This window comes from Alishewanella sp. d11 (assembly GCF_049390205.1).
Lineage (GTDB): Bacteria > Pseudomonadota > Gammaproteobacteria > Enterobacterales > Alteromonadaceae > Alishewanella.
Window position 1 is genome coordinate 2,436,706 of record NZ_CP186547.1, and the last position, 20,460, is coordinate 2,457,165.

The 20,460-nt window shown below is 44.7% G+C and carries 21 protein-coding genes; 17 read left to right on the plus strand and 4 right to left on the minus strand.

The features are described 5' to 3' along the window. The first annotated feature begins 82 nt into the window (after positions 1–82). Genes ACO1PK_RS11180 through ACO1PK_RS11190 form a run of 3 tightly spaced genes read left to right on the plus strand, consistent with a single transcriptional unit; the run spans position 83 to position 1,640 of the window. Complete coding sequence (locus ACO1PK_RS11180; protein WP_423185707.1) at positions 83–400, plus strand: YqcC family protein; 318 nt, start codon at positions 83–85, stop codon at positions 398–400. Further along, positions 382–1,218: a tRNA pseudouridine(65) synthase TruC gene (truC, locus tag ACO1PK_RS11185; protein WP_423185708.1), complete on the plus strand. Its 837-nt coding sequence runs from the start codon at positions 382–384 to the stop codon at positions 1,216–1,218. Before ACO1PK_RS11180 ends, truC begins: the two co-directional genes overlap by 19 nt. Further along, complete coding sequence (locus tag ACO1PK_RS11190) at positions 1,200–1,640, plus strand: flavodoxin domain-containing protein (protein WP_423185709.1); 441 nt, start codon at positions 1,200–1,202, stop codon at positions 1,638–1,640. The genes truC and ACO1PK_RS11190 overlap by 19 nt, the downstream gene beginning before the upstream one ends. 21 nt (positions 1,641–1,661) lie before the next feature. Here ACO1PK_RS11190 and cysZ read toward each other — a convergent pair whose 3' ends face one another. Then, positions 1,662–2,423, minus strand: coding sequence for a sulfate transporter CysZ (gene cysZ / locus ACO1PK_RS11195; RefSeq protein ID WP_423185710.1), 762 nt, complete (start codon positions 2,421–2,423; stop codon positions 1,662–1,664). A 202-nt stretch (positions 2,424–2,625) separates the two neighbouring features. Between cysZ and ACO1PK_RS11200 the strand changes: the two genes are divergently transcribed. Continuing rightward, the gene (locus tag ACO1PK_RS11200) at positions 2,626–2,835 is read left to right on the plus strand and encodes a hypothetical protein (protein ID WP_423185711.1); all 210 of its coding nucleotides are present in this window, start codon (positions 2,626–2,628) and stop codon (positions 2,833–2,835) included. Positions 2,836–2,905: 70 nt separating this feature from the next. Here ACO1PK_RS11200 and dapD read toward each other — a convergent pair whose 3' ends face one another. Genes dapD through map form a run of 3 tightly spaced genes read right to left on the minus strand, consistent with a single transcriptional unit; the run spans position 2,906 to position 7,176 of the window. Then, positions 2,906–3,733: a 2,3,4,5-tetrahydropyridine-2,6-dicarboxylate N-succinyltransferase gene (gene dapD, locus ACO1PK_RS11205; RefSeq protein WP_423185712.1), complete on the minus strand. Its 828-nt coding sequence runs from the start codon at positions 3,731–3,733 to the stop codon at positions 2,906–2,908. 8 nt (positions 3,734–3,741) lie between these two features. Then, positions 3,742–6,366, minus strand: coding sequence for a [protein-PII] uridylyltransferase (gene glnD, locus ACO1PK_RS11210; protein ID WP_423185713.1), 2,625 nt, complete (start codon positions 6,364–6,366; stop codon positions 3,742–3,744). Positions 6,367–6,387: 21 nt separating this feature from the next. Further along, entirely contained in the window at positions 6,388–7,176 is a 789-nt protein-coding gene (gene map, locus ACO1PK_RS11215) for a type I methionyl aminopeptidase (RefSeq protein WP_423185714.1), read from the minus strand. A 343-nt stretch (positions 7,177–7,519) separates the two neighbouring features. Between map and rpsB the strand changes: the two genes are divergently transcribed. The 13 genes from rpsB (at position 7,520) to lpxA (ending at position 20,344) form a co-directional block, all read left to right on the plus strand. Further along, positions 7,520–8,248: a 30S ribosomal protein S2 gene (rpsB, locus tag ACO1PK_RS11220; RefSeq protein ID WP_423185715.1), complete on the plus strand. Its 729-nt coding sequence runs from the start codon at positions 7,520–7,522 to the stop codon at positions 8,246–8,248. 107 nt (positions 8,249–8,355) lie between these two features. Next, on the plus strand, positions 8,356–9,228 hold the full coding sequence (tsf, locus tag ACO1PK_RS11225; RefSeq protein ID WP_423185716.1) for a translation elongation factor Ts: 873 nt from the start codon (positions 8,356–8,358) through the stop codon (positions 9,226–9,228). A gap of 99 nt (positions 9,229–9,327) precedes the next feature. Continuing rightward, positions 9,328–10,068 carry a UMP kinase gene (gene pyrH / locus ACO1PK_RS11230; protein WP_423185717.1) on the plus strand — a complete coding sequence of 247 codons (741 nt, stop codon included), beginning with the start codon at positions 9,328–9,330 and terminating at the stop codon, positions 10,066–10,068. 47 nt (positions 10,069–10,115) lie between these two features. Continuing rightward, positions 10,116–10,673, plus strand: coding sequence for a ribosome recycling factor (gene frr / locus ACO1PK_RS11235; protein WP_423185718.1), 558 nt, complete (start codon positions 10,116–10,118; stop codon positions 10,671–10,673). Between the two features lie 158 nt (positions 10,674–10,831). Continuing rightward, the gene (gene uppS / locus ACO1PK_RS11240; protein ID WP_423185719.1) at positions 10,832–11,596 is read left to right on the plus strand and encodes a polyprenyl diphosphate synthase; all 765 of its coding nucleotides are present in this window, start codon (positions 10,832–10,834) and stop codon (positions 11,594–11,596) included. 5 nt (positions 11,597–11,601) lie between these two features. After that, entirely contained in the window at positions 11,602–12,462 is an 861-nt protein-coding gene (locus tag ACO1PK_RS11245; RefSeq protein WP_423185720.1) for a phosphatidate cytidylyltransferase, read from the plus strand. Then, entirely contained in the window at positions 12,459–13,649 is a 1,191-nt protein-coding gene (gene ispC / locus ACO1PK_RS11250) for a 1-deoxy-D-xylulose-5-phosphate reductoisomerase (protein WP_423185721.1), read from the plus strand. Before ACO1PK_RS11245 ends, ispC begins: the two co-directional genes overlap by 4 nt. Continuing rightward, positions 13,649–15,004: a sigma E protease regulator RseP gene (gene rseP, locus ACO1PK_RS11255; protein ID WP_423185722.1), complete on the plus strand. Its 1,356-nt coding sequence runs from the start codon at positions 13,649–13,651 to the stop codon at positions 15,002–15,004. Before ispC ends, rseP begins: the two co-directional genes overlap by 1 nt. A 26-nt stretch (positions 15,005–15,030) precedes the next feature. Then, a complete protein-coding gene (gene bamA / locus ACO1PK_RS11260; protein WP_423185723.1) occupies positions 15,031–17,520 on the plus strand; it encodes an outer membrane protein assembly factor BamA in 2,490 nt (829 codons plus the stop codon). Positions 17,521–17,538: 18 nt separating this feature from the next. After that, positions 17,539–18,057, plus strand: coding sequence for an OmpH family outer membrane protein (locus ACO1PK_RS11265; RefSeq protein ID WP_423185724.1), 519 nt, complete (start codon positions 17,539–17,541; stop codon positions 18,055–18,057). Positions 18,058–18,061: 4 nt separating this feature from the next. Continuing rightward, a complete protein-coding gene (gene lpxD / locus ACO1PK_RS11270; RefSeq protein ID WP_423185725.1) occupies positions 18,062–19,117 on the plus strand; it encodes a UDP-3-O-(3-hydroxymyristoyl)glucosamine N-acyltransferase in 1,056 nt (351 codons plus the stop codon). 2 nt (positions 19,118–19,119) lie between these two features. Continuing rightward, positions 19,120–19,572, plus strand: a complete 453-nt coding sequence (fabZ, locus tag ACO1PK_RS11275; protein ID WP_423185726.1) for a 3-hydroxyacyl-ACP dehydratase FabZ — start codon at positions 19,120–19,122, stop codon at positions 19,570–19,572. 1 nt (position 19,573) lies between these two features. Further along, entirely contained in the window at positions 19,574–20,344 is a 771-nt protein-coding gene (lpxA, locus tag ACO1PK_RS11280; protein WP_423185727.1) for an acyl-ACP--UDP-N-acetylglucosamine O-acyltransferase, read from the plus strand. Positions 20,345–20,460: the final 116 nt, after the last annotated feature.

Below are 20,460 nucleotides of genomic sequence, written 5' to 3' on the forward strand. Positions count from 1 at the left end.
CCATGGCAACATCGCTAAACAGTCAAATTCGCCTTCTGCCAGCTTTTAGTTATAAAATACTGCGATAAGTATGGGAGAGATTATGTCCGAGCACGTTAAGGTCTTACTGCTTGAGCTTGAAGACGCTTTGTTAAAAGACAATTTGTGGAGTGAAACGCCACCTTCAGCAGCGGCTTTAGCCAGCACGGCGCCATTCTGCTGCGATACCATGCCTTTAGAGCATTGGCTACAATTTGTGTTTATACCAAAAATGCAGCAGCTTATTGCTGCAGGTGTGCCTTTACCCGCTAGCATTGCGATTTTACCACTGGCAGAGCTGGTGTATGCAAGTAAGCTATCAACGGTAAGCAACGTACTTTTCATTATTAAAAGGTTAGAGCAGTGTCTAAACCAGCCCTAGAATCTGAGTCTGTAACGGGCTTTGACGTTACAGTCCCTCCTTTAACCATCCTATATCAGGATGATTATTTGGTGGTGGTGGATAAGCCCAGCGGCATGTTAGTGCATCGTTCTTTTTTAGACAAACACGAAACCCGTTTTGTGCTACAAAGCTTACGTGATCAACTCGGGCAACATGTTTATCCGGTGCATCGCTTAGATCGGCCGACTTCAGGCGTCTTGGTTTTTGCTTTATCAGCGGACATCGCTAGGGTGTTATCACAGCAGATTGAAGCTGGGTTATGGCAAAAAGGCTATCTTGCCGTGGTGCGGGGTTATCTGAAAACGGCAGGGATCTTAGATTATCCGTTAAAAGAACAACATGATGCTATCGCGGATAAATTTGCCAAAGTAGACAAGGCCGCGCAGTCTGCCATTACCCGCTATCAACCTTTAGCTTATGTCGAGTTACCCTTTGCGGTCAGTCGTTATGCAACGGCACGCTATAGTTTAGTTGCCTTACAACCACTGACGGGGCGCAAGCATCAGTTAAGGCGACATTTGGCACATTTGCGCCATCCGATAGTCGGTGATACCAGTCATGGCGACGGTAAGCATAATGCGTTATTTCGTGAGAAATTTGCCAATGATCGCTTGTTGCTCTGTGCCTACAGTTTGCAACTGCCGCATCCGGTGACTGGAGAGTTGCTGAAACTCTATGCCGGTTTAGCAGAGCTAGACAGCGTATTTGAACGGCTGAGTTGGTCAACAGACAGCAGTTTTTATCAACACTTTTTTGACACATTTTTGGAGCTTAAGTCATGCAAAAAATCGCAGTAATGGTGGGCAGTGTTTATGGTGGTGCTGAATATGTCGCTGAGCAAGCGTTACCGCTACTAGAGCAAAAAGGTTACCAAGTGCAGTGGTTTCAACCTGCAGCCTTAGATGAAGTCTTAGCCTTTGCTGCTGACTGTTGGTTATTGATCAGTTCAACTACGGGGCAAGGTGATATTCCGGATAATTTGTTTCCATTTTTTGCGGAATGTCGGGATCGTTTTCCTTTATTAACCGGCAAAAAATTTGCGGTGCTGGCGCTAGGTGATAGCAGTTATGGAGAGACGTTTTGTGCTGCGGGTCGTCAGTTATTTGAATTAATGACCGAATTACAAGGTGAAGCCTTAGCGCCTATGTTAGAAATTGATGCAGGGGAAACCTTACAAGCAGAAGATGTTGCGCTACCCTGGCTAACGCAACATTTTTAAACTGTTCTTTTTCGAATTATATTAACAATACTTATCTAATTTCCGGTAGCTGCGAGCGCCTGCGGCTTGTAGCGCCGGATCATACTGGTCGGCAAAACGGCCACACCATAGTGCTGTAGCACCGCAAACCGCTGCAGGCATCACTAATAAGTTAAGGAAGGGCAGCATACTGCAAATGGCCACGGCACTCCCAAAAGACAGGGTTAAGCCAGGCGCTTTTTTCATTTCTGATCTTAGCTGAGCAAAGCTAACTTGATTATTATCAAAAGGATAATCTAAATACTGCATGGTATAAAACCAGGCACTGCAGGCGAACCATAATAATGGACCAAGCACGGGTATAAACCAGCAAAGTACAAATAAAATCACCACGCGTGGTAGGATATACCAGAGTTTTTGCCATTCACGGGTTATTGCTGCAGGTATGGATTGTATAAAACCTTGTATGCTGATCTCTGCGGGTGTTCTACCGCTTAATAGCGCTTCGGTTTTTTCACTTAACAGACCGTTAAAAGGCGCGGCAATAATATTGGCAACGAGGGTGAAGCTATAAGCAAAGCTGATCAGTAGTGACATGATGCCCAACGGGATCAACAGGTATTCCAACCAAGCCAACCAACTAGGCAGCATGCTTTGCGTTGCTGCGATGAGCTGCTGCATTAACTGCCAGAGCCAGATAAAAGCAATACTAAATAAAACAAGATTGATCAATAAGGGCAAAACGACAAAACGTTTTAGCCCTTTTTTGCATAACAGCGAAAAGCCTGTTAAAAGATAACCCATAACGCATTCCCCACTTTAATACTTTGGTGGATTATATCGCCTCTCGCATTGCGTTATTGCATTAATACGTAACCAAATATATCAATTTAAACCTTCATCTTGGTGTTCTGATCGGAAAAGCTATAAAGCCGCTCTTAGTTAATGGTAAAATAGAAACAAGTTTAAAAATGATTCTTCTTCTTAACCCTATTAGAGGTGATTTATGTCGGCGTGGTTTGCTGAGATCTTTGTCGCTGTGGAATTTACGGTAACCTTGTTGTTGTTGGTCACTACCTTGGTAGCAGCTATTTGCGCTATTGTTGTACCAAAGGCGTTAACCGCTGAGCAGCGTTTTGAGAAACGTCTAGAATATACCGTATTTGCCATTGGCGCGGCGGTGTTACTAGCGCTAGTACTATTTGCACCCCGCTAATTAAAAAATTTATTGTAATGCCGGCCTTAACTGTAGGTGATGCCGGCATTATTTATTTCTGCAAGTGCTTTTATTCGTCAATACTGCGCAGTAGTGCATTAATGCCTACTTTTGCTCGTGTTTGCGCATCCACTTTTTTCACAATGATGGCTGCATACAAGCTATGGCTACCATCTTTCGATGGGATAGTACCCGGAACCACCACTGCACCCGCAGGTACGCGACCATAAGTGATCTCGCCGGTTTCCCGATCGTAAATACGGGTGCTTTGGCTGATATAAACGCCCATCGACAACACAGCGCCTTCTTCAACAATGACGCCTTCAACCACTTCAGAGCGGGCGCCGATAAAGCAGTTATCTTCGATAATCGTAGGGTTAGCTTGCAGGGGTTCTAATACACCACCAATACCTACGCCGCCCGATAAGTGCACGTTTTTACCAATTTGGGCGCAGCTTCCTACGGTAGCCCAGGTATCAACCATCGAGCCTTCACCAACATAGGCACCAATATTGACATAAGAAGGCATTACCACCACATTTTTACCAATAAAGCTGCCACGACGAACTGCCGCTGGAGGGACTATCCGAACGCCATCCGCGCGAAATTGCGCATCTGTGTAGTCGGCATATTTCATCGGCACTTTATCGAAAAAGCGGTTTTCAGCACCATCCATAACAGCGTTATCATTAATTCTGAATGACAATAAGACGGCCTTTTTTAGCCACTGATGGACAACCCATTCTCCCGCAATTTTTTCAGCCACGCGGGCAGTGCCGTTATCCAGCATCTGCAGTACTTGCTCAACGGCTTGTTTGATTTCGACAGAAACCGTTTTTGGGGTTATATCAGCACGTTGTTCAAATGCACTTTCAATCAAGTTTTGTAAATCAGACATCGGTATCGTTAGCCTTCTGTTTGCTGTGAGAGTTGTTCAATCAGACTGCGTTTTAACTGGCTTTGTTGCTCAGCGGTTAAAGCATCGTCTTGATCATTGGATATTAAGAAAAAATCTTCGGCGCGCTCGCCGATGGTAGTAATTTTCGCGGCATGAATATTCACGCCACATTGTTGAAAGACTTGGCCTATATCGAACAGTAAACCCGGTGTATCCAGTGCGGCCATTTCTAACATGGTGCGATGCTTGGTATTGCCGGGTAAAAACACCACCTTCGGCGGCACGGAAAATTGGCGCATTTGTCGTGAGATGCGCGGTTTTTGTCTAGAAAAGTCGGGTTTACCTGTAATAAATTGTTCTAGCGCCTTTTTAATGCTTTGCTGGCGCGAAGGTGAAGTCACAGCTTCACCGTTTTGCTCTAACACGACAAAGGTATCCATAGCATAGCCATCTTTGTTGGTCATAATTTGCGCATCAAAGATGTTCACTTTTTTGCTATCCAGCGCGGCGACCATTCTGGCAAAAAGGCCTGGCTGATCTTTGGTATAGATAAAGATCTGAGTGCCGCCTTTAATCGGTGCTTTACTCACCAGCACTAAGGGCTCATCCGTGTTTTTATGCCGTAAAATATGCTCACAGTGCCAGACAATTTGTTTTGGACTATAGCGGGCGAAATAATCTGCTTTAATCCGACTCCATAAATGCAGGATCTCGCTTTCGATAAAGGTTTGTTTAATTAACAGAGGGAGCGCTTCGGCTTGATTTTCTCGAATAAGATCGCGCAGATCCATCGGTTTTTCCAAACCGCGCCGAAAGGCTTTTTGGGTAGCTAAAAATAGCTCACGTAGTAAGGAGCCTTTCCAATCATTCCATAAGTTATCATTCGTTGCTCGAATATCTGCCAGCGTTAAACAGTATAAGTAATTTAACCGAGTTTCATCCCGCACCTTTTCGGCAAATTCTGTCACGACCTGGGGATCATGTATATCCCGACGCTGCGCCGTGACCGACATCAGTAAATGCTGCTCCACCAGCCAGGCAATCAGTTTGCTGTCAAATTCACTCAACTTGTGCAGCTTGGCAAACTCGCGCACATCCATTGCGCCCAATTCCGAGTGATCGCCGCCGCGACCTTTGGCAATATCATGGAAAATACCCGCTAGATATAACAGCTCCGGTTTTTCCATTCTTTTGACAATATCAGTGCAAAGTGGAAATTCACTTTCATGCTCGGGTAAGCTGTATTTATACAGGTTTTTTAGCAAGCGATGGGTGTGTTCATCCACCGTATAGGCATGAAACAAATCAAACTGCATCTGGCCTTCGATATTACGCCACTGCGGTAAATAGGCCGCCAGAATACCGTAGCGATGCATTAGGGTGATGGCTTTATCCATACCGCGTGGATGGCGCAGCAGGCTTAAGAATAATTGGCGGCAGGCTTCGTAATCTTGCAAATCACCCATTAAGCGCCGCCGTACCTGGCGGATTAACCGAATAGTGGTAGAGTGCACACCGGTAATATTGGAGTTATTAGCAATATGCCAGAATAACCTCAGCAAGTTGTCGCGCCTTGCAAAAACGGCATTATCACTGGCTTTAATTAAATGGCCATGTAATTCAAAATAGTCATCTAACTGCGTGACTTTAACCTTTTGTTGCGAGTTTAAGATGCTGCCTTCAAAGTGCTGCAACAGCATTTCGTTAAGCTCGCTAACGCGTTGTACGGTGCGGAAAAACCGCTTCATCATGCGTTCAACTGAGGCCTTACCATCGGCTCCAAAACCCAATCGCTCAGCCGCGGCGGGCTGATAATCAAACAGAATACGGTTTTCATTGCGGCCAGCCTCGGCATGCAGGGCAAAACGCATCTGCCACAAGTAGGCTTCACACTCCATCAACTCTTGATATTCGTCTTCTGTTAGGTATTGGTAAGCCACTAATTCGCGCATGGTGCGGGTATTAAAGTGTTTTTTCGCGACCCAGCCGATAGTTTGAATATCTCTAAGACCGCCGGGGTTGGCTTTTAAGTTGGGTTCTAGATTGTATGCAGTACCATGATATTGCGCATGGCGTTGTTGTTGTTCGTGTCGCTTGGCTTGGAAAAAGGCTTGGCTACTCCAGAAGCTGTTATCCATCACCGCTTGTTGCAGCTCATTAAATAAAGTTTTATTGCCGGTCAGCAGGCGCATTTCTAACAGATTGGTGGCAATAGTGATATCGTCTTTACCCAAGCTAAGGGTTTCTTTGTAGGTGCGAACACTATGACCTACTTCTAAGCGTAAATCCCACAACAAGGTAATAAAACGCGAGATGTTTTCTTGCAGTGCACCACTTGGTCTTTTGTCGACTAACAACAATAAGTCTATGTCCGAAAACGGATGTAATTCACCTCGGCCGTAACCGCCTACTGCAATTAAGCTAATACTCTTATCTCTGGCAAGATCGCAATGTAACCAGAGTTCCAGCAATACTTCATCAACAAAACGCGCGCGCGCTTTCACTAGGGTATTGATGGGTTGGCTATGAAAAGCACGCGCTTGAAACTCTTGAAAATCAGCGAAATGCTTTTTATAGGCGTCGAGGGAGTAATGTTCTGGCAGTGGGCGATTAAAACTCAGGGCCTGGGTCACAAGTTACTCCTCAATAGCGGGTTAGTCAGCGGTAACGATGCGCTCGATGGTATCGTCGCTGCGTAAGGTTAAAATTTCGCAACCGGTATCAGTCACTAAGATGGTATGCTCAAACTGTGCCGATAAACTGCGATCTTTAGTCACGACGGTCCAGCCATCTTTTAACAGTTTGCTATGCCGGCCACCGGCATTTACCATGGGTTCAATTGTCAAACACATACCGCTTTTTAATACTTCGCCAGTGCCTGGTTTGCCGTAGTGTAATACTTGTGGTTCTTCGTGAAAGACGGCACCGATACCATGCCCACAATATTCGCGGACAATTGAATAGCTATGTTTTTCAGCGTGTTGTTGAATCGCAAAGCCAATATCACCTAAACGCACACCATGCTTAACTTTTTTAATGCCCAGGTACATGGCTTCCTGCGTCACCTTGATCAGCCTTTCGGCTAAGATGCTGGGTTTACCGACGACAAACATTCTAGAGGTATCGCCATGATAGCCGTCTTTAATCACGGTAATATCAATATTGATAATATCGCCTTGTTTTAGAGGTTTATCGTTTGGAATGCCATGGCAGATCACTTGATTGACGGATGTGCAGATTGATTTGGGAAAGCCATGATAATTCAGTGGGGCAGGGATCGCCTGCTGCACATCGACAATGTAGTTGTGACAAATCGTATTGAGTTCATCAGTGGTAATACCCGCTTGTACATGCGGTTCAATCATTTCGAGCACTTCGGCGGCGAGTCGACCGGCAATGCGCATTTTTTCGATTTCTGCCAAGGTTTTGATAGGTGCTGTCATGCCTGCTCTCTTAAATAAAACAATTTATACTCACATGTCCAATGATGTGGGGTATACAAGGTTAGTGCTGTAAATTTACACAGATTATTGTGTTTGCGAGCTTACTATGGTATAAAGCGCGCCGCAATTTAGTAATTCGCATTGTACCCTAACTTATCATGATTGGTCTGTACCTTGAACAGAATTTATGGTGATAAGTCATAACTGTCTTTGCGTTGTAGATTGCACTAACCTTAATTAAATAACACACATGCATCGACACATATTCCGGGGTGCTAAAGTGACAACTTTAGTCGGCATATGGGATGCATGGAGGCCTAACCCCTTAACAGGAAAATATATCATGGCAAAAGTTTCTATGCGCGACATGCTCCAGGCGGGCGTTCACTTCGGTCACCAAACCCGTTACTGGAACCCAAAAATGAAGCCATTCATTTTTGGTGCTCGTAACCGTGTTCATATCATCAACTTAGAACAAACTGTTCCTATGATGAATGACGCTTTAGCGTTCATCCAGCAAGTAGCTGCAAAAAAAGGTAAAATCCTGTTTGTAGGTACTAAGCGCGCAGCCTCAGAAGCAATCAAAGAAGCCGCAATCAATGTTGACCAGTTCTACGTAAATCACCGCTGGTTAGGTGGTATGTTAACTAACTGGAAAACAGTGCGTCAGTCAATCAAGCGTTTAAAAGATCTTGAATCGCAAAGCCAAGACGGTACTTTCGACAAGCTGACTAAAAAAGAAGCTTTAGACCGTACTCGTGAAATGGACAAGCTGGAAAAGAGCTTAGGCGGTATTAAAGATATGGGCGGCTTGCCAGACGTGCTGTTCGTTATTGACGCTGACCACGAACACATTGCTATCAAAGAAGCCAACAACCTGGGTATCCCAGTAGTATCAATCGTTGATACTAACTCAGATCCTAAAGGTGTTGATTACGTAATCCCTGGTAACGACGACGCTATCCGCGCCATCCAGTTATATCTGGGCGCTGTAAGCCAAGCGATTCAGGAAGGTCGTGACAAAAACATCGAAGTGCAGGCTGAAGCTGAAGCCTTCGTTGAAGCAGAATAATTTTTCTGTCATCAGCGGTGTTTAATATTAGCTGCTGACATACAGAATCACTTTGCAACAGGGGCCTATGCCCCTGTTTGTCTGAACTCAATTACGAGGAAGCACTCATGGCTGTAACTGCCGCTTTAGTAAAAGAACTGCGCGAGCGCACTGGCGCTGGCATGATGGATTGTAAAAAAGCATTGGAAGAGACCGCTGGTGATATCGAAGCGGCAATCGACGCGATGCGTAAAAGTGGTTTAGCCAAAGCTGCCAAGAAAGCTGGCCGTATTGCTGCTGAAGGCGTTGTCATCACTCGCGTGGCAAATGGTGTTGGTATTGCAATTGAATTTAACTGTGAAACTGACTTCGTAGCACGTGATGCCAGCTTCTTAGCCTTCGCTAACAGCGTAGCGGATCTGGCTCAAGCTCAGAACATTGACAGCGTTGAAGCGTTATTAGCCGCTGATTTGAACGGTACTTCGGTTGAAGATACTCGTGCAACCTTAGTTGCTAAAATTGGTGAAAACATCAACGTGCGTCGTATTGCTAAAGTTGCCGGTGCTGTTATTGGTCAGTACATTCACTCTGGCCGTATCGGCGTATTAGCAGTGTTAGAAGGCGGTAACGAAGAGATCGCCAAAGACGTTGCGATGCACGTTGCTGCTAACAACCCAAGCTATGTTAACCCAGAAGACGTATCTGCTGAAGTGGTTGAGCGTGAGCGTCAGATCCAGATCGACATCGCGGTTAACTCTGGTAAGCCACAAGAAATCGCTGAGAAGATGGTTGCGGGCCGTATGACTAAGTTCACTGGCGAAGTTAGCTTAACAGGTCAACCTTTCGTAAAAGATCCATCTATCACAACGGGTGAATTCTTAAAGCAAAATGGTGCTAAGGCTGTTTCTTTCATTCGTTTAGAAGTAGGCGAAGGTATCGAGAAGAAAGAAGAAGACTTTGCTGCTGAAGTTGCTGCACAAATCGCAGCTGCTAAAAAGTAATTTACGCTTTAGCAATTGGCTGAAAAACGCTAAAATAACCGCGACTAACGTCGCGGTTTTTTTTTGCCTGACTAACATAACGAGCATAATGGGGTAACTATGAGCATCAATCCAAAACCAACCTACCGTCGCATTCTACTAAAACTTAGCGGTGAAGCCCTAATGGGAGATGAAGGCTTTGGTATTGATCCCAAAGTGCTGGATCGGATGGCCCAAGAAATTAAAGAGTTAGTAGAGCTGGGTGTACAAGTCGGTATTGTGATTGGCGGCGGTAATATTTTTCGTGGTGAAGGCTTGGCTAAGGCGGGTATGAACCGGGTAGTTGGCGATCATATGGGCATGCTGGCGACCGTCATGAACGGCTTGGCTATGCGTGACGCTTTGCATCGTGCTTATGTGAATGCCCGAATGATGAGTGCGATACCGCTAAATGGAGTATGTGATAACTACAGTTGGGCTGAAGCCATTAGTTTATTAAAGTCTGGCCGTGTAGTGATTTTTTCAGCAGGTACGGGTAATCCATTCTTTACCACAGACTCAGCAGCCTGTTTACGTGGTATTGAAATTGAAGCTGATGCGGTACTGAAAGCGACTAAGGTAGAAGGGGTTTATTCGGCGGATCCGGTAAAAGATCCTACTGCTACACTGTATAACAAACTAACATACACCGAAGTGCTGGATAAAGAGCTTAAAGTCATGGATTTAGCTGCTTTTACTTTAGCTCGGGATCACAATCTACAAATTCGCGTCTTTAATATGAACAAACCAGGCGCATTAAAGCGCGTAATTATGGGTGATGAAGAAGGTACAATCATCGACCACGCAGAAAATTTACAGTAAACTAGCCCACTGCATTACTGCTGCATAAACATAAAAGGATAACGATCGTGATTAACGACATTATTGCTGATGCTAAAATCCGGATGGATAAAAGCGTTGATGCCCTGAAAGTACAATTAACTAAAGTGCGTACAGGCCGTGCTCATCCGAGTTTGCTGGATAGTATCCAGGTCTCATACTACGGTGCCGATACGCCATTGCGTCAGGTTGCCAATGTTTCGGTTGAAGACTCGCGTACGCTAGCGATTACCGTGTTTGACAAGAGTCTGACGCAAGCGGTAGAAAAAGCTATTATGACGTCTAATTTGGGATTAAATCCCATGTCTGCCGGTACTGTTATTCGTGTACCTTTACCCGCGCTAACAGAAGAGCGTCGTCGCGATTTGGTTAAACATGTACGGGCGGAAGCAGAAGGTGGCAGGGTTGCCATTCGTAATATCCGTCGTGACGCGAATTCTGATTTTAAAGCGCTGTTAAAAGACAAAGAAATCAGTGAAGATGATGAGCGTAAAGCCTCGGATGAGATCCAAAAACTAACGGATATTTTCGTTAAGAAAGTGGATGAAGTGCTAGCCGATAAAGAAAAAGAGCTGATGGAAGTCTGATTTTAGACTGACAGGCTTTCTAACTTTATCCGCACTTCAGATAAACCAAGCGCCGTGCCAGTTAAGCCTCGCGGCGCTTTTTTGTTATAAGTGGGTTGAACCGGACTAACCACCGCGCAGACTAAGCATTTTAAAGCAAAACTGGACGGGTTAAACTGATGACTGTAGTACCACAGCTTAAACAACATAACTTGCCGCAGCATGTGGCAATAATCATGGATGGTAATGGACGTTGGGCAGAGCAACAAGGTAAGCCAAGGGTTTGGGGTCATAAAAAAGGCGTTGAAGCCGTTCGCCGTAGTGTGAGTTTTTGTCGGGAACTGGGCATTCCCTCGTTGACTCTGTTTGCATTTAGTAGCGAGAATTGGCGCCGGCCAGAAGAAGAAGTGAATACGTTGATGCAGCTGTTCTTACTTGTACTGCAAAAAGAAGTAAAAGCACTGCACAAAAATAACATCAGATTAAAAATCATTGGCGATTTATCTGCATTTAGCGATAGGCTAGTACAAAGTATAAAAAAAGCCGAAGCACTGACGGCGTCTAATGATGCCATGACACTCAATATTGCAGCAAATTATGGCGGTAGATGGGATATTGTGGCCGCGAGTCAGCAGCTGGCAATACAGGTGCAACAAGGTCAACTTCAGCCTGCAGACATAAGTGAAGCGCTATTTGCAAAGCAGGTGCAAATGGCGGAGCAACCAGAGCTCGATTTATTAATTCGGACTGGTGGTGACTTGAGAATCAGTAATTTTTTACTTTGGCAAGCCGCGTATGCCGAGCTGTGGTTTACTGAAACCCTGTGGCCAGACTTTGATCAGCAAGTGTTTTCCGAGGCGATAGCGGCATACATCAACCGTGAACGACGTTTTGGTTGTACCGGAGCACAGATCAGAGACTTAGCAGCTGAGAATAAAGGATAATAATATTGTTTAAACAACGTGTTCTTACTGCGCTAATTTTAGCGCCATTGGCTCTTTGGGCCGTGTTTTATTTGCCTTTGGCAGGTTTTGCCGCATTTTTATCTTTAGCATTTTTACTAGGTGCTTGGGAGTGGAGTGGTTTTTGCGGTTTAGAGCAGCGCCGTTTTCGTGCGGCTTATGTCTTTGCTACTGGCTGCCTAATGGCACTGTTATATTATGTTATGCCTTTGACTGGAGAGTTAAGAGAGAACAGTTTGCTCTTGAGTTTGCTGCTATTAGGTGCAGCTTGGTGGATTTTAGCTATTGTATTGGTGTTAAGTTTTCCAGCAAGTAAGCGATTTTGGGCCGACAGCGATTGGCGTCGTGCATTAATGGGCTGGTTTACCCTATTACCGGCTTGGGCGGCTTTACTGTTTATTCGTGGCGTAAACTATGCTGATTCGAGCTTCTACGGTGCTTGGCTGATTTTTGCCTTGTTAGGCTTGGTTTGGGCGGCGGATATTGGCGGCTATATTGTTGGCAAACCCTTTGGTCGCACTAAACTCTTACCTAAGGTGAGCCCGGGTAAAACCTTAGAGGGCCTGTTGGGTGGCTTGACCTGCGTATTACTGGTTGTCACGGCCTTGTTAACTTGGTTAGCTTGGCCTGCGGATGTCTATTATTGGTATTTAGCGGCCATCTTACTTACGCTGTTATCAGTATTTGGCGACCTTAGCGAAAGTATGTTTAAACGTGTTGCAGGTAAAAAAGATAGTGGTATTTTTTTACCGGGACATGGGGGTATTTTAGATAGAATTGATAGCCTAACAGCCACCGCACCTTTATATGCTCTTATACTGGCGTTTTTTGGTAAGCAGTTTTTATGAAGCATGTCGTTATATTAGGCGCAACGGGGTCTATTGGTTGTAGCACCTTATCGGTTTTGGCTGCACATCCTGATAGATTTCGTGTTTTAGCGCTAACCGCAGCAACGGGAGTAGATAAGTTGTTTGCGCAATGCCAGCAATTTACTCCACGTTTTGCTGCGATGCAGGACCCCGCCGCCGCGCTATTGCTACAAAAAAAGTTAAAAGACGCAGGTAGTGCTACTGAGGTGCTAAGTGGTACCGAGGGCTTAGTGGCATTAGCTGCACATCCTCAAGCCGATATTGTGATGGCGGCCATTGTTGGTGCGGCAGGTTTATTACCTACCTTAGCGGCAGTAGAACAAGGCAAAACCGTCTTACTTGCGAATAAAGAAGCGCTGGTGATGACTGGCGAGCTTTTTATGCAAAAAGTGGCTAAGCATGGCGCGACTTTACTGCCTATCGATAGTGAACATAATGCAATTTTTCAATGCTTGCCGCTCCCGATGCAACAGGCAGGTCACCTGACCCGTTTGTCCGAGCATGGTATTTCGCGTTTATTGTTAACAGGTAGTGGTGGCCCTTTTTTAAATCGACCGTTAGATAGCTTTGCGCAGATTACAGTTGCTGAAGCGGTTGCGCATCCAAACTGGACTATGGGACAAAAAATCTCGGTGGATAGCGCCACTATGATGAATAAAGGGCTGGAGTTTATTGAAGCGCGCTGGTTGTTTAATTGTGCGGCTGCTGATATTCAGGTTGTGATACACCCACAGAGTATTATCCATTCGATGGTGCAATATACTGATGGCTCAGTGCTGGCGCAGTTAGGGCAACCAGATATGCGAACACCGATAGCCCATGCCTTGGCTTTCCCCGAGCGGATCAGTAGCCCAGTACAACCATTAGACTTTTTTACACTGCAATCTTTTACCTTTAAGCAACCAGAGGCCGCTCGTTACCCTAATTTATATCTCGCTATGGCCGCAAGTGCTGCAGGTCAAGGGGCAACTACTGCGTTGAACGCGGCGAATGAAGTTGCGGTTGCAGCGTTTTTAACTGAAAAAATTGCTTTTACGACAATTAGTAAAATCAATGAGCAGTGTTTGAATTATTTTCAAAGCTATCAGGCGAGCAGCTTGGATGATATATTGGCACTTGATGCCGAAACTCGGGCCTATGCTCGTCAGCTGTTGGGGATGCTTTAATGTCGGCTTTTTTATGGAATGCGCTTAGTTTTATCGTTGCATTGGGTATTTTAGTAACAGTGCATGAATTTGGGCACTTTTGGGTTGCACGCAAGAATGGCGTTTTAGTTAAACGGTTTTCTATCGGTTTTGGTAAAGCGTTAATCCGTTGGCGTGATCGGCAAGGCACAGAGTTTGTTATTGCTGCCATTCCGCTCGGAGGCTATGTTCAAATGCTAGATGAGCGGGTTGACCCTGTTTTACCTCAATTTCATGACTTAGCCTTTAATCACAAAACCGTTTGGCAGCGCATGGCAATAGTATCAGCTGGCCCTGTAGCAAATTTAATTTTTGCGGTGTTTTTGCTTTGGCTGATGTACTTAGTCGGGGTGCCAGAGGTAAAGCCAGTGGTTGCCAGTACGCAAAGTCAATCTATCGCGGCCTTAGCGGGTGTGGGGGCGGATGAGCAAATTATTGCCATTAATGGCCGTCAAGCCCGAGACATCAGAACCGTAAATTTATTGCTCGTTGAGCAACTAGGCCGCTCAGAAATTCGCCTTACTTTGCAGCAACGTAACAGCCTTCAGGTGCAAGAGCGGATATTAGATATTCGAAATTGGCAGTTCAACCCAGAAACAGAAAGCGTTTTTACGAGTTTGGGCATAAATTTATTATTGCCACAAGCGACGACAACGTTAGCGGTTGTCAGTAAAAATTCCGCAGCAGAGCGGGCAGGTTTGCAGGTCGGTGATACCATACAAGCCATTAATGATCAGCCGATTACTGCTTGGGCAGAAATTGATAGACTGATTAAAGATAACCCTGAAATACCACTTAATATCAGGGTGTTACGAGATGGTCAGCTGTTGTCGCTACAGGCGACCCCCGAGCTTTCACAAGCGGCAGATGGCTTTAGTCAGGGGTTGCTCGGCATTGTCCCTATGGCGTCGCCTTGGCCAGAAGATTTGCGCTATACGCAACGTTATGGCATCTTTGCCGCAGTTAATGAAGGAATAAGCCAAACTTGGCAGTTAACTCGCCTCAGTTTTGCCATGGTGGCCAAGTTAGTTACCGGTGATTTATCGGTAAAACATTTAAGTGGGCCTATTTCGATAGCGCAGGGGGCAGGCAGTACTGCGAGTATGGGATTAATTGCCTTTTTATCCTTTATGGCATTGATCAGTGTTAACCTTGCAGTTATTAATTTATTGCCGCTGCCTATTTTGGATGGTGGCCATTTAATGTATCTTGTGGTGGAACTAATACGCGGTAAACCTGTCTCTGAGAGAGCGCAGGAAATAGGTTTTCGCTTTGGTGCTTTAGTCCTGCTGATGTTAATGGGAATTGCGCTGCTCAACGATATTTCTCGTTTGTAATAAACTAATCATAAGTAGTTCAAATAATGACAATTAAACGATTAGTAGCTGCGATGTTGCTTGCTACAGGCAGTAACACGGTGCTTGCTGAAGAATCTTTTACCGTACAGGATATTCAGGTCGAAGGCCTGCAACGTGTGGCCTTAGGGGCTGCACTGAATAACCTGCCATTTAACCTTGGTGATACTGTTACCGATTACACGTTATCGCGCAGTATTCGTACCTTGTATAGTGCCGGGCATTTTGACGATATTCGGGTATTTCGCGATGGTAATACCGTGATTTATCGATTGCGTGAACGCCCCACGATCAACAATATTGAGTTTTCTGGTAACAAAGATATTAAAGACGAACAGTTAACCGAAAGCTTATCGGGTAACCGTATTCAAGTTGGTGAGCCTTTAGATAAAACCATTATCAAGAATATTGAAAATGGTTTAACCGAGTTTTACCACGGTGTGGGTAAATACAAGGCGAAAGTAGAGGTTCAGGTAACTTACTTACCGCGCAATAGGGTTGATTTGAAATTCGAATTTGAAGAAGGTGATGCCGCTTCAGTTCGTCAGATCAATATTGTCGGTAATAACATCTTTTCCAATGACGAGTTGCTGACTGTGGTTGAGTCGAAGCAAGATATGCCGTGGTGGCGTTTTTGGACTTCCGATCGCTATCAAAAGCAAACGTTACAGGGTGACTTTGAAAGGATTACAAGTTACTACCTAGATCGCGGTTATCTGCGCTTTAATATTGACTCCTCACAAGTTGCCGTCAGTCCAGACAAAGATGCGGTTTACGTAACCTTAAATGTGACTGAAGGCGAACAATACAACATTAGCGATATTAATTTTGTCGGTGACTTAATTGGTCAAGACGACTTTATTCGCGCGATTTTACCTTTAGAGAAAGGTCAGTTGTACAACGGTGCCTTAGTCACTTTTACTGAAGAAAGTATTGCGCGTTTGTTAGCGCGTTTTGGCTACGCTAACTCTAAAGTAAGAACTATTCCAAATATTAATGATGTGACTAAAGAAGTCGCATTAACCATTAGCGTCGATCCGGGTAAACGTGTTTATGTGCGTCGTATCGATATCCAAGGTAATACCAGTACCCGTGATGAAGTTATCCGGCGTGAATTACGGCAAATGGAAGGTGCTTGGTTATCAAATGACTCTCTAGAGCTGTCCAAAGAGCGGATTCAGCGCTTGGTTTATATTGAAAAAGTGGATTTTGAAACCTCGCCTGTTCCTGGCGTGGATGATTTAGTCGACATTGGTTTTACTATTAAAGAGCAACCGTCTGGTAGTTTTAATGCAGGGGTTTCTTATGGCAGTTTTCAGGGCCTCTCCTTTCAAGTTGGCGTAGAGCAAAATAACTTTATGGGATCAGGTAATGCCGCTGGTATTAATCTGAGTACCAGTAAATATCAAAAGGGCTTAACCCTAAGTTACACTGATCCTTACTTCACCTTGGATGGTGTGAGTTTAGGTGGCCAGATTTTTTACTCGGATGTCGACTACACTTCGCTCTCTTCCAACCTTGAGGCTTATAACCAACAACGTTATGGTATTGGCGCTAGTATCGGCTATCCAATAAACGAGTTTAACCGGCTGAATTTTGGTGCCAACGTCTCTGTAAGTAAGATTAAATCTATACAGGAATACGATCAGTTACGTCACTTCCGTGCGGTGTTACTAGATGCTCAAAATCCAGATGGTGGCTATAATTTCACCAACTTTGAGTTAAGTGCTGGCTGGATGCATAGTACATTAAACCGCGGTTTATTCCCAACTGCAGGCCGTATGGTGAGTTTAGGTTTACGTGCGACAACGCCAAATTCAGATTTGCAATATTACAAAACCAACTTTGAAGCGCAGCAATACATTCCATTAAGCCGAGATCATCAGTGGTCTTTCCGGACCAAGTTAGAACTGGGTTATGGAAATGGCTATGGTGACAAAGACGGTTATGATTATACCTTGCCCTTTACCGAAAACTTCTATGGTGGTGGAAATAACATCAGAGGCTTTGAAAACCGTATTATTGGTCCGCGCGCAATTTTCCGTCGCGCCAGCTCAGTACCGGGCGTACCTGATCCGATCTCAGGAAGTATAAATTTCCCAGGTGATCCAGAAAATGATGTTTATAATGTGTCAAGCCGTTCCATTGGTGGTAATGCATTAGCAATGTTAACGCTCGAATTGATTACGCCAACGCCATTTTTGAAAGAAGAAAGCCGTAACTCCGTTCGTACCAGTATTTTTGTGGATGCGGGTAATGTTTGGGATACAGAATTTGATATTAATCGTTATGCCAATTTGGTACAGTTGGAACAAGATAATCGTGAACCGCTGTTGATTGATTATTCTGATCCCAGCTTTATCCGTGCTTCTGCTGGTGTGTCTGTGCAATGGATATCACCGATGGGACCATTGACATTTAGTCTGGCAAAAATTATTAAAAAGTACGAAGGCGATTTACAAGAAAACTTTAGCTTTAATATTGGTACAACTTTCTAGAACATGATAGGAATCAAGATGTTTAATAATAATTTTTTTAAATCTGCAGTCTTTGTTGTAGCAACTGTTCTGTTTGCTGGTGTTGCTCAAGCAAAAGAAGTAAAAATTGGTTTTGTTGATGTTGCTGCTGTTGCTGCTAGCATCCCTCAATCACAGCAAGTACAAGAAACCATCCGTACCGAGTTTGCTGCAAAAATTGCCGAAGTGAACAAGCTGGAAACCGACATCAATTTTAATATCGAAAAATTGCGTCGTGATGGCCCTACTATGAGCGAGCAGCAACAGCAAGAGCTGACTGCGACGGTTAATAAGCAACGTGAGCAATATGAAAACCTAGCACGACCATTAGATGAACAAATTCGTCAGCGTCAAACAGAAGAGCGTAATCGTATTCTTGGTCTGATTAAATCTGCGATTGACGTGGTTGCTGAGCGTGAGAAGTTTGACATCGTGTTAAATGCCAATGCTGCAGTATTCGCTAAGCCTGAGTTTGATATTTCAGAGAAAGTCATTCAGCAGGTTGGTAAGGCGAACTAATATTGTGATTTTATTATCTGTTTTAGCCGAGAAGCTTAATGCAGAATTAAACGGAGACGCCGCTTGCGGCGTTTCTGCTATAGCTTCATTGGAAAATGCTGGCCCGGGTCAACTGACGTTTTTATCCAATAGTAAATTCCGCCATCATTTAGCAACTAGCCAAGCTAGTGCTGTCTTGATTAAAGCTGAAGACTTACCTTTTGTTGCTCCTGGTGTTAGCACCCTAGTTGTAACAGATCCCTATGTTGCTTTTGCGAAGGCTGCTCAGCTGCTGGACACCACACCAAACAGTGCATCTATAGGTATTGACCCTTCGGCCGTGGTTCACCCTACCGCAGTAGTTGCTGCTGATGCTGCTATTGGGGCTAACGCTATAATTTCTGCACAAGCGGTAATTAACTCCGGCGTACAGATCGGTGCGGGCTGTTTTATTGGTGAGGCTGTCGAGATTGGTGAAGATACCAAGCTATGGGCTAACGTAACGGTTTATCATCAAGTAAAAATTGGTGCTCGTTGCACTTTGCACAGTGGGGCTGTGATTGGTGCTGATGGCTTTGGTTTTGCAAATGAACGTGGTCGTTGGCTTAAAATTCCACAAACTGGCGCTGTAGTGATTGGGGATGATTGTGAGATCGGTGCGAACACCTGCATTGATCGTGGTGCAATTGAAAATACATTAATAGGCAATAATGTTATCATAGATAACCTATGCCAAATTGCTCACAATGTAAAAATCGGTGATCATACTGCTATTGCAGGCGCCACCACTATAGCAGGTAGTACCACTGTTGGTCGGTATTGCATTTTGGGGGGGGCAACTGCTATTAATGGGCACATCGATATTTGTGATGGTACGCATATCTCAGGTATGGCAATGGTGACTAAATCTATCACTGAGAAAGGTCTGTACTCATCTGGTATCCCTGCGACAACAAATGCGGAATGGCGAAGGAACACGGCTAAGCTTCGACAAATCGGACAGCTATACCAACGCGTAAAACAATTGGAAAAACAACTGGCGGCGTCATCTCTTGCAGGCGCTTCGTCAACCGAGGAATAATTTTGGCGAACCAACTTAATAGTCTGGATATTCAGGAAATTATGGCATTATTGCCACACCGTTATCCATTTTTACTAATTGATAAAGTAGTAGACTACACGCCAGGTGTCAGTTTAACGGCTGTAAAAAATGTGACCATCAATGAGCCTGTTTTTACAGGACATTTTCCGGGGATGCCCATTTTTCCCGGAGTGCTAATTTTAGAAGCCTTAGCGCAGGCAACGGGTATTTTAGGTTTTAAAACAGCAACTGAACGTTCTGAAAATGAACTCTACTTATTTGCTGCGATTGACGAAGCACGCTTTAAAAAACCGGTAGTACCTGGTGACACCATGATTCTCGAAGTAAAATTCCTGAAAGAACGGCGTAATCTTTGGAAGTTTTATGGTGAAGCCAAGGTCGATGGTCAGATAGTGTGTTGTGCTGAACTGATGTGTGCCAGAAGAGAGATGTAATGTGATTCATCCTACAGCTGTGATTGAAGCCAGCGCTAAGCTGGGAAAAAATGTTAGAGTTGGGGCTTTTTGTTATATTGGCCACGGCGTTACCTTGGGTGATGATTGCGTATTAGAAACGCATGTGGCGATTAAAGGCCCTAGCACTATTGGTAAAGGCAACCACTTTTATCAATTCTCTAGCATTGGCGAAGCATGCCAAGATAAAAAATACAACGGTGAGCCTACAGAGTTAATCGTAGGTGATTACAATGTGTTTCGTGAAGGCTGTTCAGTACATCGTGGCACCGTGCAAGATCAGGGGAAAACTATTATTGGTAGTCATAACCTGTTTATGAATAGCACCCACATTGCCCATGACTGTGTGATTGGTAGCCATGTGATTTTTGCCAGTGGTGCACAAGCTGCAGGGCATGTCCATATTGGTGATTGGGCTATTTTGGGTGGTATGACCGGTGTGCATCAGTTTGTGCATATTGGCTCCCATAGCTTCTGTGGCGGTGGTTCTATTGTCCTAAAAGATGTGCCCCCTTATCTGATGGTGCATGGCGCGCCTTGCGTACCCGCTGGCATCAATACGGAAGGTTTAAAACGGCGTGGTTTTAGCAGTGATGCATTACTAGAAATTCGCCGCGCTTATAAGGAAGTCTATCGCAAAGGCCAAACGGTGCCCGAAGCATTGCAAGCTTTGTCTGAAAAAGCCGCCACTATGCCAGAGATCAAAGCCTTTACTGATTTTATTATTAATGCCTCACGAGGCATAGTGCGTTAAATTATGCGGTATTAACGTCACTCCCAGCGTGAGAGTGATGTTGGCTTTAGCGCCTTTGCGCCCGATGATTAAACATTTCAACGCTCTGTTTTAGTTTAACTAGCAGAGCGTTTTAT

Bases quoted from the DNA above. Each gene is read 5' to 3' on its own strand.
- ACO1PK_RS11180 (WP_423185707.1), top strand. From the start codon at position 83: ATGTCCGAGCACGTTAAGGTCTTACTGCTTGAGCTTGAAGACGCTTTG.
- ACO1PK_RS11190 (WP_423185709.1), top strand. From the start codon at position 1,200: ATGCAAAAAATCGCAGTAATGGTGGGCAGTGTTTATGGTGGTGCTGAA.
- cysZ (WP_423185710.1), bottom strand. From the start codon at position 2,423: ATGGGTTATCTTTTAACAGGCTTTTCGCTGTTATGCAAAAAAGGGCTA.
- ACO1PK_RS11200 (WP_423185711.1), top strand. From the start codon at position 2,626: ATGTCGGCGTGGTTTGCTGAGATCTTTGTCGCTGTGGAATTTACGGTA.
- dapD (WP_423185712.1), bottom strand. From the start codon at position 3,733: ATGTCTGATTTACAAAACTTGATTGAAAGTGCATTTGAACAACGTGCT.
- map (WP_423185714.1), bottom strand. From the start codon at position 7,176: ATGACAGCACCTATCAAAACCTTGGCAGAAATCGAAAAAATGCGCATT.
- rpsB (WP_423185715.1), top strand. From the start codon at position 7,520: ATGGCAAAAGTTTCTATGCGCGACATGCTCCAGGCGGGCGTTCACTTC.
- tsf (WP_423185716.1), top strand. From the start codon at position 8,356: ATGGCTGTAACTGCCGCTTTAGTAAAAGAACTGCGCGAGCGCACTGGC.
- pyrH (WP_423185717.1), top strand. From the start codon at position 9,328: ATGAGCATCAATCCAAAACCAACCTACCGTCGCATTCTACTAAAACTT.
- uppS (WP_423185719.1), top strand. From the start codon at position 10,832: ATGACTGTAGTACCACAGCTTAAACAACATAACTTGCCGCAGCATGTG.
- ispC (WP_423185721.1), top strand. From the start codon at position 12,459: ATGAAGCATGTCGTTATATTAGGCGCAACGGGGTCTATTGGTTGTAGC.
- rseP (WP_423185722.1), top strand. From the start codon at position 13,649: ATGTCGGCTTTTTTATGGAATGCGCTTAGTTTTATCGTTGCATTGGGT.
- bamA (WP_423185723.1), top strand. From the start codon at position 15,031: ATGACAATTAAACGATTAGTAGCTGCGATGTTGCTTGCTACAGGCAGT.
- ACO1PK_RS11265 (WP_423185724.1), top strand. From the start codon at position 17,539: ATGTTTAATAATAATTTTTTTAAATCTGCAGTCTTTGTTGTAGCAACT.